Source organism: Pseudomonas sp. GW821-FHT10B02 (assembly GCF_059415665.1).
This window is the reverse complement of the sequence record NZ_JBWKNR010000010.1, coordinates 104,775-121,362: the sequence shown is the minus strand read 5'-3', so window position 1 is coordinate 121,362 and position 16,588 is coordinate 104,775. Positions and strand designations below refer to the sequence as shown.

General features: G+C 55.5%; 15 protein-coding genes and 1 pseudogene. 10 read left to right on the top strand and 6 right to left on the bottom strand.

Annotated features, from left to right (window positions below):
- Window positions 1-144 precede the first annotated feature (144 nt).
- Window positions 145-447, bottom strand: coding sequence for a hypothetical protein (locus AC07OF_RS16220; protein WP_495073169.1), 303 nt, complete (start codon window positions 445-447; stop codon window positions 145-147).
- Here AC07OF_RS16220 and AC07OF_RS16215 point away from each other — a divergent pair.
- The 3 genes from AC07OF_RS16215 (at window position 447) to AC07OF_RS16205 (ending at window position 4,337) form a co-directional block, all read left to right on the top strand.
- Window positions 447-1,886 (top strand): hypothetical protein, encoded by a 1,440-nt coding sequence (locus AC07OF_RS16215; protein WP_495073168.1) that lies wholly within the window; start codon window positions 447-449, stop codon window positions 1,884-1,886. The genes AC07OF_RS16220 and AC07OF_RS16215 overlap by 1 nt on opposite strands.
- A gap of 365 nt (window positions 1,887-2,251) precedes the next feature.
- On the top strand, window positions 2,252-3,283 hold the full coding sequence (locus tag AC07OF_RS16210) for a DUF6602 domain-containing protein (protein WP_495073167.1): 1,032 nt from the start codon (window positions 2,252-2,254) through the stop codon (window positions 3,281-3,283).
- A gap of 322 nt (window positions 3,284-3,605) precedes the next feature.
- The gene (locus AC07OF_RS16205; RefSeq protein WP_495073166.1) at window positions 3,606-4,337 is read left to right on the top strand and encodes a hypothetical protein; all 732 of its coding nucleotides are present in this window, start codon (window positions 3,606-3,608) and stop codon (window positions 4,335-4,337) included.
- Between the two features lie 42 nt (window positions 4,338-4,379).
- Here the strand turns inward: AC07OF_RS16205 and AC07OF_RS16200 are convergent.
- Both AC07OF_RS16200 and AC07OF_RS16195 read right to left on the bottom strand, forming a co-directional pair.
- A pseudogene (locus AC07OF_RS16200) lies at window positions 4,380-4,552 on the bottom strand (serine--tRNA ligase); the annotation flags it as partial.
- 343 nt (window positions 4,553-4,895) lie between these two features.
- Window positions 4,896-7,064 (bottom strand): hypothetical protein, encoded by a 2,169-nt coding sequence (locus AC07OF_RS16195; RefSeq protein WP_495073165.1) that lies wholly within the window; start codon window positions 7,062-7,064, stop codon window positions 4,896-4,898.
- Between the two features lie 781 nt (window positions 7,065-7,845).
- On the opposite strand from AC07OF_RS16195, the gene AC07OF_RS16190 reads away from it, so the two are divergent.
- Both AC07OF_RS16190 and AC07OF_RS16185 read left to right on the top strand, forming a co-directional pair.
- Entirely contained in the window at window positions 7,846-8,181 is a 336-nt protein-coding gene (locus tag AC07OF_RS16190; protein ID WP_495073164.1) for an Nmad2 family putative nucleotide modification protein, read from the top strand.
- Window positions 8,178-8,519: a DUF6124 family protein gene (locus AC07OF_RS16185; protein WP_495073163.1), complete on the top strand. Its 342-nt coding sequence runs from the start codon at window positions 8,178-8,180 to the stop codon at window positions 8,517-8,519. Before AC07OF_RS16190 ends, AC07OF_RS16185 begins: the two co-directional genes overlap by 4 nt.
- 85 nt (window positions 8,520-8,604) lie before the next feature.
- On the opposite strand, the gene AC07OF_RS16180 is transcribed toward AC07OF_RS16185, so the two are convergent.
- Entirely contained in the window at window positions 8,605-9,321 is a 717-nt protein-coding gene (locus tag AC07OF_RS16180; RefSeq protein WP_495073162.1) for a murein L,D-transpeptidase catalytic domain family protein, read from the bottom strand.
- Between the two features lie 204 nt (window positions 9,322-9,525).
- The gene (locus AC07OF_RS16175) at window positions 9,526-10,560 is read right to left on the bottom strand and encodes a L,D-transpeptidase (protein WP_495073256.1); all 1,035 of its coding nucleotides are present in this window, start codon (window positions 10,558-10,560) and stop codon (window positions 9,526-9,528) included.
- Between the two features lie 222 nt (window positions 10,561-10,782).
- Between AC07OF_RS16175 and AC07OF_RS16170 the strand changes: the two genes are divergently transcribed.
- The 4 genes from AC07OF_RS16170 to arsJ all read left to right on the top strand — a co-directional run bounded on the left by AC07OF_RS16170 (window position 10,783) and on the right by arsJ (window position 14,278).
- Window positions 10,783-11,139 carry a metalloregulator ArsR/SmtB family transcription factor gene (locus AC07OF_RS16170; RefSeq protein WP_157192562.1) on the top strand — a complete coding sequence of 119 codons (357 nt, stop codon included), beginning with the start codon at window positions 10,783-10,785 and terminating at the stop codon, window positions 11,137-11,139.
- Window positions 11,140-11,212: 73 nt separating this feature from the next.
- Window positions 11,213-11,929 carry an arsenical resistance protein ArsH gene (arsH, locus tag AC07OF_RS16165; RefSeq protein WP_157192561.1) on the top strand — a complete coding sequence of 239 codons (717 nt, stop codon included), beginning with the start codon at window positions 11,213-11,215 and terminating at the stop codon, window positions 11,927-11,929.
- A gap of 102 nt (window positions 11,930-12,031) precedes the next feature.
- Window positions 12,032-13,036 carry an ArsJ-associated glyceraldehyde-3-phosphate dehydrogenase gene (locus AC07OF_RS16160; RefSeq protein WP_495073161.1) on the top strand — a complete coding sequence of 335 codons (1,005 nt, stop codon included), beginning with the start codon at window positions 12,032-12,034 and terminating at the stop codon, window positions 13,034-13,036.
- Between the two features lie 9 nt (window positions 13,037-13,045).
- Entirely contained in the window at window positions 13,046-14,278 is a 1,233-nt protein-coding gene (gene arsJ / locus AC07OF_RS16155; RefSeq protein ID WP_495073160.1) for an organoarsenical effux MFS transporter ArsJ, read from the top strand.
- Window positions 14,279-14,324: 46 nt separating this feature from the next.
- On the opposite strand, the gene AC07OF_RS16150 is transcribed toward arsJ, so the two are convergent.
- On the bottom strand, window positions 14,325-15,338 hold the full coding sequence (locus AC07OF_RS16150) for a DNA-binding protein (protein ID WP_157192558.1): 1,014 nt from the start codon (window positions 15,336-15,338) through the stop codon (window positions 14,325-14,327).
- A gap of 78 nt (window positions 15,339-15,416) precedes the next feature.
- Between AC07OF_RS16150 and AC07OF_RS16145 the strand changes: the two genes are divergently transcribed.
- Window positions 15,417-16,574, top strand: a complete 1,158-nt coding sequence (locus AC07OF_RS16145) for a site-specific integrase (protein ID WP_495073159.1) — start codon at window positions 15,417-15,419, stop codon at window positions 16,572-16,574.
- The last annotated feature ends 14 nt before the right edge of the window (window positions 16,575-16,588 follow it).

The window sequence follows — 16,588 nt, the reverse complement described above, 5'->3', positions numbered from 1 at the left end:
CGGGCCCGCCAAACTCGTGACGATGCACCTGTTCCGGAGGCCTAGCCCGCTTTTTATGCAGCTATACGCCAAGAATCTTCGTATACGTCGAGCTTCGGCCATCCCTTCTGTGTTTCAAAAAGGCCCCACTCTGCGGGCCTCTTGTCACTTAAGCTTACCTTGCAGCATCTTGAACATTGCTTCTTTGGCGCGGACCACGAATTCATCCTCTGTCTCACCGGACTTCGGAAGCCCGATTTCGCTCTCGAGCTCACCCAAGAATTCTTTGTCAGTCACGAGGTTTGCCGCCTCCTCAGCGAATGTCGATGCCTTGGATACTCCCAGCGTCGCACCCAGGATGGCTACCGCCGCAACTTTAACTCCCGCCTGAGTGCTAACTGCCAGTGATTCAGATGCAGGCTGGCTGGCATCCGTCTTGCCGTGAACGACATCTACGAGAGACTTCATTGTGCAGCCCCTGCGTTAGCCTTGAAGAATTCTCGGAAGGCTTTGTCCAAGCGACTCGCTTTCTGAGCCTTCTGGCCAAAGAGCCTCGTCGCATCAATGGTGAGCCTACCTTCCGCACGCTTTACGATATCAAGCTCATGAAGCTACAGAACGTCGGTTTGTCTCGCGCCCGGAAAGATCTGCGATTCACGATGCACGTAGGACGCGATATCAATCAGGTGATCAGCGACATTGAAAAAGGCAATGCCAAGAAATCCAACATCTTCGCAACCGGGTTTGAGGGCGGAGAGCGAACCACCGTAGGCTGCTCGCACAAAGGCAAGATCTGGGAGATGAATTCCTCTTCGATCAATTACTGGGTCGAGTGGTGTAAACGCATGTCAGTCAAACTCAACGACGAAACCATCGACCCGGCCGACGTACTCAACAATGTCATGCGTGTTGAAAAAATTAAGGGCAGATGGCCTGAAGGCCTGTTTTACGTCGACTGGCCTGAGTCAATCGCCATCGAGAATGAACAAAAGATCTCGCTCTATTTTCAGGGGGAAAGCTTCAACCTTCTGGACGTTGAACTGGGTAAGCCTGAGTACAGCGGCGCGGTGACACTGGACATCCCTGTCTATGTTGCAGGTAACGACGGCGAGGAGCGTCGTCTCACGACCATCTCCATCAAACTGTTGAAGGACGGATACAAGACGTCCTGCCCAGGCCTGAAAATCCTTTTCTCTCAAGAGATGCCGTTTGATTCCTACCTAGATGGGGAGCCGCTTGTCTTGCTGAAGGTCGACGGTTCTATGGTGCAGGGCAACTACCGCCACTACTCACTCAACAGTGTGGATGTGAAATTACCTGCCGGCTTGCTCGAGCCCTGGAATTGGGGAACGACAAAAATTCACCAAGAGTCCATGCGTGCGGAGCGACGTTCGGACTCGGTACAAGGTTTCACCTACGCAAAAATCGCTGACGACTACTCAATCGTTTTCAACGATGACGGCAAGGGAGAAATCGCTGACCTGGTTGCAATCCGTGAGAGCAAAGATGCCATCTACATAGACCTCTACCACTGCAAATTCTGCCCCACAACGGATGGAGTGGCCACGCCAGGGGCCCGCGTAGCTGACGTATATGAGGTGTGCGGTCAAGCGTCCAGATCGGTGAAATGGTTGTACACCGGCGAGAAGTTCTTCAATCGATTGATGGATCGCTACCAGCAATCGCTGCTCAAGGATTTCGATAGAATACTGAAAGGAACGCCTCAGCAGCTGGAGATACTGCGCAACAAGTGCCACGATCACGAGCTGATCTTCAGATTTGTGATTGTGCAACCCGCGATATCAGCGCAGAAGGTATCGAAGGAGCAGCTTGCCGTTTTAGGAACGAGCTACTCATACATCAAGAGCGTCTCGGGATCGGACATCAAGGTTATCGTGAGCCCGTAAATTGCCTCTGTCAGCGGAGTTGCGACTGATTCCGCTAACGTCATTCTGCGGTCCACGCTTCCGATATACAGGCAATGCACAAAACCCAGACAGCCTAGTCGCTCATGAACGCCTAACGCTTCGAGGCGCCACCGGCGACTGAGGTACCTTGCGTCCCAGCGCATCGTCAAGAAGTCCGCGACCAGCCCGTCGATGGATCTACTCGTGAGCCCACTGCATTCCATGACCCTTCTTAAGTCTTGAAGCTTACATTCTTGATCATGCGGCAGATACCAACCAGGTGATCGACAGCATGGCAAAAAAGCATCTGCGGCGCCTTCGGCAGGATTCTGGCAACTATCCGCTCCAATGAGCTAGAGGACAAAATGGACGATACAATCAACCCAATCAAAGAATTGATCAGCAAAGCCGCGAACGAGTTTGCCAAGGAATTTGAGGAGTGCAGAATACTTTTCAAAGATGAAGACGCCAGGAACAAACTGATTCACGGTGGCGAATTTGGAAACTACCGAGAAAGAATAGTATCCAATCTAATAAGAAAATTCCTACCTAAGCACCTTTCAATGGGTGAAGGGTTCGTTGTAAACACAGAAGCCACGAAGACTAAGCAGGTCGATATTATTGTATACGATTTCGAAAACACCCCAGAGCTTGAGTCCGCAGGCGCTCGATTTTATCCTTACGAAACTGTAGTCGCACTTGGCGAGGTCAAGTCCACCCTGAATGCAACCACGCTTGAAACTGCATTAGAAGTGATGAGGGCGAATAAAAAAATCAGAGAATGCGTCCCCCACAACCCCTTCCCAATACGGCCAGCAGGCTTGTCTGCAGCAATTTTGCATCACCTCAGTACGGTGACTCCAGAAGCGTTTAATGAGTGGGGTGATTTCAAGCACATAATGGACGCGCTTTTTGATTTCAAAAAAGAAGGTGCCAGCAGCACTCCTGGTGCCTTGACCAAGCACAAAGAGTTGATTTATAACCCAAAGTACTTTGAAGAGCTTAACGTAGTAACCTTCTTGGTTTGTGATGAAATAGAAAACTTCGGCCAGAAAACGAACTACCAACTGCAAGACATGCTTTTTACTCGGGACGTTGACATTGAGCATCTAGGCTTTAATCTAATACTAAGCGTTAAAGATGGACTCATCCTACATTGTGGTTTTTCAGACGGGCATCAGATCGCAACGCCCTATCCAAAACTACGCAACACAAAATCGACAATATTTGTCAAAACACCGATCAATAATGACAACTCTCACATCGTGGCCTTTGTTTCAATGCTGCTTCACGCAATATCGTCTACTGCAGTCTTTGAATTTTCTCCAGTCCCGTATATCGAGCAGCTTATGCACGACCTTGAAAAAGATCCTAGCATGCGAAGAATTATTGAATAGCATGGCCTTGCATGTTAGAGATTGTACAAATTGTTTACATGCTCGATGAAACCCAATTTGTTGTAGTTGGATCACTGCGGTGGCTGTCCCGAAGGGATGGGTCTCGTTATCCTGTGAACCGTAGTTTTCTTAGTCGGCACGTAGGCTACTAGGGCAACGCGAGCGGCAGTTTCAGCTGCCGCCACCCTGCCCTCCGTTGAATTGATTTGGTCGCTGCCAGTTGTGCTTGTAGCAGCCAGTAATGTGCCCCGGCACCCGAGCCCTGCCCCTATGCCGTGATCTTAGGAATGTAACCCCGCCACTGTTCCCGCTTGAGGTGATGATGTCGTCGTCCGTTTTGAGGTTCGCTTGGTCCAAAATTCGCGGCCATCAGGTTAGTAAGTACGCCCTGCTCCTGATCGCTCCAGTCTTTGTAAAACCGTTGGATTTCACCCCTACTAGAAGGCCGATCCATCTGCGGCTTAAGGGGCTCTGGGGATTGCCTTTGGTCGTTGCCGGAGTGTGGGCTGCCTTGGCCGGCTACAGTCTCGAGTGGGCGTATGGAAATTCCGTTGGGCCTGAAGTATCGGTTGCCGACGCATTGAAGATCGTCAGCCGCCTCAAAAATATGACCTGGGTGTTGGTGACTGCTTCCACTGCAATCTTGCTATACAGCATCAGCGTTCTCCATTGGGGATACCACTGCGCTGCGATTCAACTGTTGAGCAAGAGGTTTCCCAATCTAAGCAAGCCCAAGTGCCTTTTCTTTGTCGTTAACACGTCAGGATGGGGGATGTGGCTTGCCATCTATGGGTATGGCCTATTTCAAGCGATCAAATGGTGGGCCAACGCTGGGCAATCTACCTACCTACCGGATGCCAGTAACTTGACCGAACCGTTGTTGCACGTAGCAATTGTTTGCGCCTTAGGCGGGTTGCTACACCTCACGAACCGTAACAATGCTGAAGGGATGCGAGCGCTTTACGGAGGACGTCGAGGGTTGAGCTTTTTAGTCAAGCTCGTAGGTATTCTGCTGATGTTTTTCCTCGGCAGCATTTCATTAATACTCTGCTAGCATCAGCAAAAAAGCGGCGTGTCCACCGAAATGTGCCGTGGGTGCGGGTACCCATACTTCCAGTCCATAGGTTTCATAGCGCTGAAGCGCATGTTGGAGGTGGACAGAGATAGGACGCGGTATGGCGACTCTAGCAGCTGCAGCACACGCTCAACGTTGGCGGTCAAGCTTTCCAGGGCTTCCATCGACCTGGACGGCTCAACCACCTGTACCATCCGACCGTGGCTAACTGGCATTATTGGATCGTCGTAAGCGTGTCGCGGCGCGAGCTAGATTCGCCGTGGAAGCAGGTCGGATCGGCGAGGCTAAGACGGCCGCGGAAACCGAAGTCTATGAACATAGAACGATAAACAACCACATCTATTTAGACACTATTAAATTAGTAAAAATAGGCTTGCAAGCAACTTATGAATATCTGACATCGCCCACTTGTTAAATCATGTAAAGCCCTTATCGCGCGAGCCACGGCAACGCGCCAATCGACAAGATTCTACATTTTGTCGCCGTGGAAATAGCTGAAAAGCACATTAAAGAATGCTCAAAAAGTTCCCCATTGAGTTACTGGGGAGCTTTTTGAGCATTAACTATCTTGAACAGTCGATTGCCCACTATCGTACCAATGAGCTCTTTGTAGCGTTCGTTAGCACCCGCGACTTTGGCCTTCCTCAATCTCAGCCCCGCCACACCGACAATATCGATCCGTTGCTTAGGGGTCAGAGATTCCTTATATTTTTCAATATTTGGATTGGCACGACAAGTGAACGTATCAATACGTCCGAAAAGATCGGAATCCAAGGCTAGCCTCCGTACATTATCTACCGTCTCACCACTGTTGGTATTGTCATCAAAGACCAATAGCCAGTTCTCTGACTTCAGCTTCTTTCTCGCAAAATGCCCCAGCGTCATATCATTGGCAATCGAAGAATATGGATAGTCTGATAAATCAAAAAATGAGCCTTTTGTTTTCAGGTCATAAATTGAATATATGAGCGCCCCAGTATTTACTGACAATTGCCCTCCAGGCACCATTCGCGAAAATGTATGCTTCGCATACATTCCGACCAACGCCCCCCCGTAGTTAATGCTCATTGCATGCAATACGTCTCGCTCTGGATCAAATCCCTTGTGCACAATGACATTCATGGCCTGCTGGGCTGTGAGCACCATTGCTAGAGGATCATTTTCTTCACGATAAAGTCGTATAAGCTTCGCCCGCGCATTCTTTTGCGCAACGTCATGAATATTGGACTTTCTAAATGATTTTTCGCGAGCTTGACTCTTAGCTTGCTTTCTCTGCTGCTCAAGCTCAAAAGTTTTGTGATATAAATCGAGGAAGTTAAAAAATTTCCCCATCAAGGTAATTGAATCATATAGAATCTTGGGGCACGTCCCATAAGGACTGCTCCTTAGGCTCCAAACCTCCGGCGAAAGCAAGCCAGCCAGCCTGACGTAGCTAGCATCATTGTCGTTTATCAATACATCCATATATAGAGCCACTGTGTCTTCCAATTCGGCCAAAAGACTTAAGTTCCCCTCCTTGTTTCTAGCGTTTTCCTGAGCATCGCTGAATTCGCGAAACTCTTTAAGGCATGCACTCTCCATGTTCCTAACTGTATCTCTATTGAGAACAAGGCTTCCTTGCGATTTGGGATTTAAGAAGTCCCGATTATAGAGGATTTGCGAGGCATTTTGATGGAAGGCAAGGACATTGATCTTTGAGTCCAGCAGCCCGAGAAGAAGTTTTCGAAAAGGCTTGCCCGGCACTAATTTTAGATGCCTATTTAATACGGAGTCTACGTCCACCCCCAGCACTAATTTGGCCTGACGCAGCGTAGAACTCCCATGCGCAACAAATATTATTATCTGGTCTAGGCCGCCACCTGTCTTGCGATAACTGGCCACCATCTCGCGAAACTCTTCAAGATCGTCAAGTATTTGATCCAATTGGTGCCCGAAGAATTGATCAGTATCTTGATGACCGAGAAGGCGATTGCTGTGGGTGGCTTTTTTTCGTATAGCTCTGAGTTTTTTCTGCGACAGCTTGCTCAACAACTCCCTGCATAGCGCATCTCTAACTGACGAAAATTTTGTAAATACTTCGTGCTGTAAATGCCGGGTCGCGAAGTGCAACGCATCACCGACTTCATTATAGTGCGCCAAGAGATTCCGGGCGAATTGATCGTAGTTTAACTCGCAGACTTCGTAATCATTTATCGATGTGAGCGGCCCCTTCATGTCTACATGTGCACCTTCAAACATGAAGTAGTAGCTCGGCCCCCTGAATACATAATGACGACCTAGGGGGTAAGCACATAGTGACAAAATACGCTCAATTTTCTCTCGAACCCCTTGCTTGGATAAATCTACCCCATAGGGCAACGAAGCTAAACTTGCCACTTCGTCTTCGCTGAGCTTAATCGCTCCATCCACATGAAATGTTTTTTTTAGAAGGTCCGAAACGTCCGGATCCCTTAATAGCTTCTTAAAGTCATCCTTTCCTTTTAATAAATATTCAATTCGTTCCTGCACGCTTAGGCTTGAATCTTCTTGCAGGGTGTTCAGCCACAGCACCATTCCTTCTGTACGTATCGCTGACATACGAAAAAAGGATCTTTCATTTAACCATCCGGGGCTGGGAGCCACACCGGGAGGCAGTATTTTTAAACGCCTCTTTTTGGCGAGGCGCACTAATTCCTTCGCTATAATTTTAACTAGATCTACGTCCATGTTAACCTCATCGCCTTACTCAAGATCGGCAGGTTAGTTAATTGAAATTGCGACATAACCTCGCTTTTATACTAATAGTCCACCTTCTGGCCCGAGTAGGCCAGACAGAAAAGCTCATGTCAATGTGATATTGCTGGTCTAGTGTATGATCACTCCTTCGCCAAAAGTCAGACTTCCCCCCTTCCTTGTAATCCATTCCCCAAACATACTCCTACCGCCATTTTCCCGTTGCGAGCACCCCGCTCCACCTCTAGTTTCCCCTGGTCGCTACCAACCAGCCGCCAGAAGCATTACCCACAGTTTCATTGATTCCTGAAGGGTGATAAATCCGCTAACAGTACCGTCACAGGGTCCTAAAATTCCCGATTCAGAGTCAGGTTGAAATCCCATCTGCGCATTCTGATGAGGGTATGAGGCTGGGACTCCCTACCCGTTTACCGCAGCGTCCTCAGCACTTGAGTAGCCGCCAAAGGTCGGACCGTCTAGACAAGCGGGAGGGCTCGATCATGAACATTAGTCGATGAACAAATGCATTCATCTTTAGCGTGTTGAGCTATGAGCGGGAGGCTTACGAACAGCTTATGAACATCTGACATCGCCCACTTGTTAAATAAGGTGCCATGTTCATGAGCTGCCCGTTTCCCCATACCTCCAGTGAGATGTTCACAATACCCCGCGCCCTCCGAATCAATCAGTTGGCTCACATCTACAAGATCTCTCGCTATCCTAACGCGGCCTCCTATAAATCGGAGACTCTGAGAATATTGAAATCGTGCGAGGCATGACTATGCGAGTCCACACGTATGTGATCGCCGCAGACGCTGGCTCCGCGCCAAACTACGATCCGCCGGCCGTTACGCTGGCTGTCTGTAAGCCGCGCATCCGCAAGAAGGCAAAGGTCGGGGACCTCGTGCTCGCATTTGCTGGATCTGCAGTGAACCCTATCTCAAGTCACAGTGTCGTCTGGGCCGGCATTGTCTCTGAGGTACTGACCTTCGCCGAATACTGGAACGACCGCCGTTTTACCTCGAAGAAACCTGACCGTACTAACGTACCGGACAACTTCTATAAGCCTATCGGCACCAGCGGCTCCACTGCAAAAGGAGCTGCACCATGACAAAACCCGTTCCTGACCCTCCCCTCGTCACCAAAACCAGCACCACCTTCGGCTCCTGCGATGGCAGCCACGATCCGCTGTTCGCCGTACGCCCGGGCGTGTCCGCCGAAGACGCTCTGGTCCATGCCTCGGTCCTGCTTAAAAGCGCTTACCGGACCAACGCTCACGCCTGTGACATGGTCGATGCCGAAGTGCGCGAATTGCTCTGGGCGACTGAACAATCGCTGGAGATGAGCCTCGCGCTGGTGGAGGCGTTGCTGGACGAAGTTGAGGCGCGTGCCGAGACGGCGGCGGTGCTGAGGCGTACTGTGCAAGCGGGGCAAGTGCCTGTGGAGTGAGTTGTCTAGCTGGTTCAGGCCGCAGATTCGGCCATTCACGCGGATCCACTCGAAGCGTCACGCAGCCATTGCTGCCTACCCCCTACTACTTACTCGCAATCGCTTGACTAGCCAGCGGACAGCTCTGCGCATTAAGGAAACGCGATTTTTTCAGCCAGTCTTGCTGCGGGTAATAGGCGAACACATAGCTACCGCGTCGCAGCGTATCGATCAGCTTGCCGGCAATGGCCGGCCGAACGGCAGGACAACCCTGACTGCGGCCCAGGCGACCGAGACCGGTAACGACCTTGGGGTCGGCATACGCGGCGGCATGCATGACAATCGCCCGCGACATGCTGTTGTCGTTGAACCCCGGCTCCAGCCCCTGCAGGCGCAGCGAGCGGCCGTGCTTGCCGCTGTAGGTCTGACCGGTCTCATACAGGCCGATGGAGGATTGGTAGCTGTTCGGGGTGTTGGAGAACATAGTTGGCATATCGGCGCCGCTGTTCTTGCCATGGGCAACCCACTCCTCGAACAACAGTTTCCTGGAGCGCAAGTCGAACACCCACAGCCGTTTGTCACGCGATGCCTTGGAGTAGTCGATTACCGTGAGCAACTTGTCCGCGTCGCTGTGACTGGCGCACGTGTAGGCGGTGAGTGCCAGAGTCAGGGTCGAAAGGCTGGCGCTCGGCGCCAATTGCTGCAGCTCGGCAGCGCTAGGCAGGGTTTGAGCGTGGGCGGTGTGCAAGGCGCTCAGGAAAAATAGACCAATACAGGCCACTGAGAGCCGGATAGCTCCCCGCAATGGTTCGAACATCGACATGGATTACCCTGTTAAAAACCTGTCTGCGATCGAAAGCAGGACTGCTTTTTGCCTTGTGCGGCGCTGGCTCGCGAAGTCGTCAACAGGTGCTAAGTCCTAATGGTCGGTTTTGCTTTGCATTGGTATGGCACGTTTTCTCAGCGAAAAATCGGCTTGTCTGAAGCCAAAGGCCACTACTTTGCTTGATTTTTACAGGCTTGCCGATTATTTCTTGACCAATGGTTTAAGTTTTTCACTGTCTTCGGTGCTGATCACCGTGAATTCTCCATTGCTGCGGGTATCCCGAGTGGACGCCCAATCGGTGATCACCAGCATCGTGCCGACATCCATCGCCGCGCGTAAATGGCCGCGGAATTCCGCGGGCATGTTCAATTGGCCCAATTGTTCATAAGGGGTATCCCCATACTCCGGATTGCTCAGAGCAACCATCGACCAGTGTAATGGCAGCGCGGAGTCGGCTGCCAAGGGAGATGGTCTTTGCAGCAGGGAATATACCGCCATTCCACTGCGATGCCGGCTGCTTTCAAGCGACAGTGCTGGCGCCGAGCCGATCAACTGGCCAGCGCGAAACACGTAGGCGCGCAGGTCGGCGCGACTGATCAGGATCGACAGTGGCCCCGCCGTCGGGTCTGGGTCGTTCCAGAACTGTTGGTTGTTCAATACCAGCGGGCCTTGGGCTTTGCCCGCGTTGACTGTAGGCGCCAGCACACCGGGGTGGTTGACCTCCACCGGCGCACTATGGGTATCGGAAACGATCACGGTGGTCGAACTGAATCCGGTGACTTCATACAGCTTCTTGGCGAATTCCAGCGGCAGGCGCACGCAACCATGTGAGGCGGGGTATCCCGGTAGATGGCCAGCGTGCAGGGCGATGCCGTCCCACGTCAGCCGCTCCATGTAGGGCATCGGCGCGCTGTTGTAGAGGCTGGATTTATGCTCGATCTTTTTCTGCAGAATGCTGAATACCCCAGTGGGGGTTTCCCGGCCTGGCTTGCCGCTGCTCACGGTGCTGACGCCAATGGCGATGCCATTGCGATAAACGTAAGCGCGTTGCTCGGTGAGGCTGACCACCACGGTCACCGGTCCGACCGGCGAGACCTGCGGGTACCAGAGAAACTGACCAGGCTTGAGACTGTCGAGCTGGGTCTTGAGTTCGGCCGGAGTGGGCACTTGCAGCGGAGCCGCTTCGACCAAGGCGGCGGCAAGTAACAGACCCAGTGCGAGCGGTAGATGCATCATCGAATCCATTCTCAGAGAACCATGTCGCCAGCTTAGCTGGAAGCGCTTGGCGCGACTATGCAAATCGAATGGAGCGTCCTTATAAACAGGCATCGATGGGTCAAAAGGCGCCAACACCAACGAAATCATGGCGCGCATGTGCGGTCACTCACCATCACAAACTTGCGATACATTCGAAAAAGCGTATATTCGAAAAACCATATACGCGCAGAGTATCTAGTGATGGCTGACTCGCTGACCCCAACCAAGGTGTTCAAATGCCTCGCCGACGAGAACCGCATTCGGATGATGCTGCTGATCGCTCGCGAGGAAGAACTGTGTGTCTGTGAACTGATCTGTGCCCTGGACGAAAGCCAGCCCAAGGTTTCCCGCCACCTGGCGCAACTTCGCACCTGCGGCTTGCTGGAAGACCGCCGACAAGGCCAATGGGTCTACTACCGGCTGCATCCCGAGCTGCCCACCTGGGTAGGCGAAGTCCTGGTAACGACGCTGGAGGCCAATCGCGAATGGCTGAGCACCAGTGCCAAACGACTGGACACCATGGGTGAGCGCCCACTGCGCGTCGCCACCTGCTGCTGATCACGGCCGAGAAAACCACCATGAGCACAAGCCGCCTTTCATTCCTCGGGCGCCTTGTCCCAGGAGTGAAATCATGACTGAACACCCTATTCCCAACATCGACAGTGAACTGATCGATCTGCCGACTTCAGACAAACTGGCGATCGAACAGCAATCCACTCACAAACCGCGCATCCTGCTCTTGTATGGATCGACCCGCGAACGCTCCTTCAGCCGTCTGCTGACAGAGGAAGCAGCCCGCCTGCTGGAGCACTTCGGTGCCGAGACGCGGATCTTCAACCCATCAGGCCTGCCGCTGCCGGATGCCGTGCCCGACGACCACCCCATGGTCAAAGAGCTGCGCGACCTGGTGCTGTGGTCGGAAGGCATGGTCTGGTGTTCGCCAGAACGCCACGGTGCAATGACCGGCGTGTTCAAGTCGCAGATCGACTGGATTCCGCTGAGCATGGGTGCTGTGCGTCCGACGCAGGGCAAAACCCTCGCGGTGATGCAGGTCTGCGGTGGCTCGCAGTCGTTCAACGTGGTCAACCAGTTGCGCGTGCTCGGCCGCTGGATGCGTATGTTCACCATCCCTAACCAGTCGTCAGTGCCGAAGGCCTATCTGGAGTTCGACGAGGCAGGCCGCATGAAGCCCTCTGCGTACTACGACCGTGTCGTCGACGTGATGGAGGAGCTGGTGAAGTTCACCCTGCTTCTGCGTGATCGCGCCGACTACATGGTTGATCGCTACTCCGAACGTAAAGAATCGGCTGAAGAACTGTCCAAGCGCGTCAATCAACGATCTATCTGAGGCCGGCTGAGCATGCTACTGCCCCCCTATTGCGTTCAGCTACATCAATCAGTTCACCAACACTCTCTGACCACTCGCTAACCGGGACTCGAGAACAAGCACATGGCAATCAAAGTCGGCATCAATGGGTTTGGACGTATCGGTCGCTTGGCGCTGCGCGCGTCCTGGGACTGGCCGGAATTCGAATTCGTACAGATCAATGACCCGGCCGGGGACGCTGAAACCCATGCCCACCTGATCAACTTCGACTCGGTGCACGGACGCTGGCACCGCCAGGCAGGCACAGAAGGCGACTCGGTGGTGATCGATGGCAAGCGCATCAAGGTCACGGCGAACAAGACCATCGCCGACACCGATTGGTCGGGCTGCGACCTGGTCATCGAGGCCAGCGGCAAGATGAAGTCGGTAGCCGTGCTCCAGACCTACCTGGATCAGGGCGTCAAACGCGTAGTGGTCTGTGCCCCGGTGAAGGAAAACGGCGCGCTGAACGTGGTGATGGGCGTCAACCAGCACCTGTTCGACCCGGCCCGGCACCGTATTGTCACCGCTGCCTCTTGCACCACCAACTGCCTGGCTCCGGTGGTCAAGGTAATCCACGAAAACCTCGGCATTCGCCACGGCTCGATCACCACCATCCATGACCTGACCAATACCCAGAGCATCCTCGATACGCCGCACAAGGACCTGCGCCGCGCCCGTGCCTCGGGTATGAGCCTGATTCCAACCACCACCGGTTCGGCTACAGCGATCGCCGAGATCTTCCCCGAGCTGCGCGGCAAACTCAATGGTCACGCCGTGCGCGTACCGCTGGCCAACGCCTCGCTGACCGACTGCGTGTTCGAGGTGGAGCGTGAGACCACCGCTGAAGAGGTAAACTCGCTGCTGCAGGCGGCGGCCGAGGGCCCGCTGAAGGACATCCTGGGCTACGAAACGCGCCCACTGGTGTCCATCGACTACCGCACCGATCCGCGGTCTTCGATCATCGATGCGCTGTCGACCCTGGTGGTCAACGGTACCCAGGTGAAAATCTACGCCTGGTACGACAACGAGTGGGGCTACGCCAATCGTGCAGCGGAGTTGGCCCGACTGGTCGGCGCGGCGGAGTAAACGGCGATCATGAAGGCGTTGTCAGCCCTGTCTACACAAGTGCGTCAGTACCTGCTGGTTACCGGCAACTACTGGGCCTTCACTCTCACCGACGGCGCGTTGCGCATGTTGGTGGTTTTGCACTTCCATACGCTGGGCTACACGCCGCTGCATATCGCCGCGCTGTTCCTGTTCTACGAAATTTTCGGCGTGATCACCAACCTGGTGGGCGGCTACCTCGGCGCCCGTCTGGGGCTCAATCGCACCATGAACATCGGCCTGGGCATGCAGGTGCTGGCCTTGCTGATGCTCACGGTTCCGGCGGCCTGGCTGACGGTGCCTTGGGTGATGGGAGCCCAGGCGTTGTCCGGTATCGCCAAGGACCTGAACAAGATGAGCGCCAAGAGTTCCATCAAGCTCTTGGTACCGGATAGCCAGCAAGGCACCCTCTACAAGTGGGTGGCCATCCTCACAGGCTCGAAAAACGCGCTCAAAGGGGTGGGCTTTTTCCTGGGCGGTGCTCTGCTTGCGCTGCTCGGCTTCACCATGGCGGTGCTGGCCATGGCGGCGGCGCTGGCATTTATCTGGACAGGCAGCTTGCTGCTGCTGAAAAAGGACCTGGGCAAGGCCAAAGCCAAACCGAAGTTCCGCGACATGCTGTCCAAGAGCCGGGCGATCAACATCCTCTCGGCCGCACGACTGTTTCTCTTCGGTGCTCGCGACGTCTGGTTCGTCGTAGCGCTGCCCGTGTACCTGAGCAGCGTATTTGGCTGGGACTTCTGGTTGGTCGGTGGCTTTCTTGCCGCCTGGATCATCGGCTATGGCATCGTGCAGTCGTTTGCCCCCAGCATCACCGGCAAGCAGCGTGGCCATGTACCGGACGGCCGAGCAGCCTTCACCTGGGCTATCGCGCTGGCCGGACTGCCCGCACTCATTGCTCTGGGGCTGAGCGCAGGCTGGTCGGCTCAGGTGGTATTGCTTGGTGGGCTGATGCTGTTCGGTGTGCTGTTTGCCGTGAATTCATCGCTGCATAGCTACCTGATCGTCAGCTATGCCAAGGAAGACGGGGTCTCACTGGACGTGGGCTTCTACTATATGTCCAACGCTCTGGGGCGGCTGCTCGGCACCCTGCTTTCCGGCTGGGTGTTCCAGGCCTATGGCCTGGCGGCTTGCTTGTGGGTATCGAGCGGTTTTGTACTGGCTGCCGCCCTCATCTCAATCGCCTTGCCCAGGCACGGCGACACCACACAGCAGCCAAGCTGACCAGCGGCCAAGTACCCTAAAGCCGGCTTGAATCCGGCGCACCAGATCACCGGTCTTTACTGTGCGTTTTACGTGCGCGTGGCGGTCGCTCATTCACCGCGGTGACGCCCTGCGGTTTCACATGCTGTTCGAGGGTCTCGGCCCGCGCCTGCGCCGCCGCAGCGTGCTCCCGCGCGGTGCCCAGTTCGGCCTGGGTGACTAGCAGGCGCTGTTGCACCGCCTGCAGTTGCTCCTCCGCCTGCGCGGCCGCCTGGCGCCACTGCTCCACCTGTGGGCGTAGCGCTGCTGCCTGCGCCCGGGTTTCGGCGCCCTGCTCTCGGGCATCTGTCAAGGCAGTCTGGCTGGTCTGCAAGGCCTGGTGGGCGAGTTGGAGCCGTGCGTTGGTTTCCTTGAGCTGGGCCGCCAGGCCTTTAGTTTCTTCGCGAGCACGATCGATTTCGCGGAATGCCCGGTTCTCCACCTCCTGGGTGTAGCGTTCCTGCTCGAGGCGCAGCTGTTCCGCCAGGACCTGGGTGTCCTGTAGCTGCTGACGAAGGGTCGCGGCGTCCTGGCGTGCCTCGTCGAGTTGGCTACCCTGCTGCTCGCGCTGCTGGCGCAGGTCATCGATCTGCACCAGACGCTGCTCCAGCAGTTGCTCCAGATCGCCCAGACGGGTTTCGCTGGCCTGGCGCGCGGCAACAGCTTCCGTGGTCTGCTGGCGAGCGCGAGCCGCCTCCAGGCGCAGTTGTTCCTGTTCCACCGCCAGCTGCGCGCGCTCGTCCACCAGCACCTGGCGTTGTGCGGCAAGCGCCTGTTCTGCTACCGCTTGGGCCAGCAGCGTCGCTTGCTGCCACACCGCGACAAAGGCCTGCGCCACCTCCGCCGGCAGCCCGGGCAGGCGGGTCTCGCCGCGCAGGCGTCCGGCCAGTTGTTCCCACCACTGATCGAGCAAAGCACCGACTCGTGCCGGACTGCCACGGCCTAGCTCCAGGCGCACCCTTTCCACCGTCGGCCGCTCGCCACGGGCTAGCACCGCGTCCGCCGCGGCGAACACGTCGTTTTCCGGTACACCTACCGCCATGCCCTGCCCTCCGCTATATTAGGTCTGATAAATAAATGTTATCCGACCTTATAAATCATAAACTTAAAATATATTACGTTGAACGTATTGAATAATACAGATATTAATCCGCAGCCCTCAGATGCCCCGTTGGCGCTGAATGGGCTCAGCGAAAGCACCCGCAACGCCGCCGAAGCGTTCATTGCCGCCGGTACCGCAGCGAATACCGTGCGCAGCTACCGCAGCGCCCTCGCCTACTGGGCCGCCTGGCTGCAACTGCGCTATGGCCGAACGCTCGGTGACGGCGCCCTGCCCGCGGAAGTCGCGGTGCAGTTCATCGTCGACCACCTGGCGCGCCCGGGCGCTGATGGCAGCTGGAGCCAGCTGCTGCCGGCGCAGCTGGATGCGGCCCTGGTCGCTGCTGGGGTCAAGGGCAAGCGCGGCGTCCTGGCGTTCAACACGGTGAACCATCGTTTGGCGGTATTGGCCAAGTGGCACCGTCTCAACGAGTGGGAGAACCCGTGCGCGGCCTCAGCGGTGAAGACCCTCTTGCGCGAGGCGCGCAAAGCGCAAGCCCGCCAGGGCGTCGTGTTGCGCAAGAAAACCGCCGTGGTGCTCGAACCCCTTCAGGCGATGCTGGCCACCTGTACCGACGGGGTCCGCGGCGTGCGTGATCGTGCTTTGCTGCTGCTGGCCTGGAGTGGCGGCGGTCGGCGCCGTTCGGAAGTGATTGGCCTGCAGATCGAGGACCTGCGCCAACTGGACGCCGACACCTGGTTGTATGCGCTCGGCGCCACCAAGACCGACACTGGGGGTGTGCGGCGCGAGAAGCCGCTGCAGGGGCCGGCCGCGCAGGCCTTGAATGCCTGGCTCGACGCCGCCCCTGCCCTCAGCGGCCCGCTATTCCGTCGTTTGTACAAGGGCGGCAAGGTCGGCACGACAGGCCTCTGCGCAGATCAGGTCGCACGCATCGTCAAACGCCGTGCGGCGCTGGCCGGCCTCGCCGGCGACTGGGCGGCGCACAGCCTGCGTTCTGGTTTCGTCACGGAGGCCGGGCGTCAGGGCGTGCCACTGGGTGAAGTCATGGCGATGACCGAACACCGCAGTGTCAGCACGGTGATGGGCTATTTCCAGGCCGGCTCACTACTTGGCAGTCGCGCGTCGAGTCTGCTCACAGCTACCAGCCCACTTGGCCCAGCACCTGGGCACTCAACCGAAACACCCACCCAGGGCAACCCTGAAAAGCCGGATTCGTGAGCGGGAAAATTGTT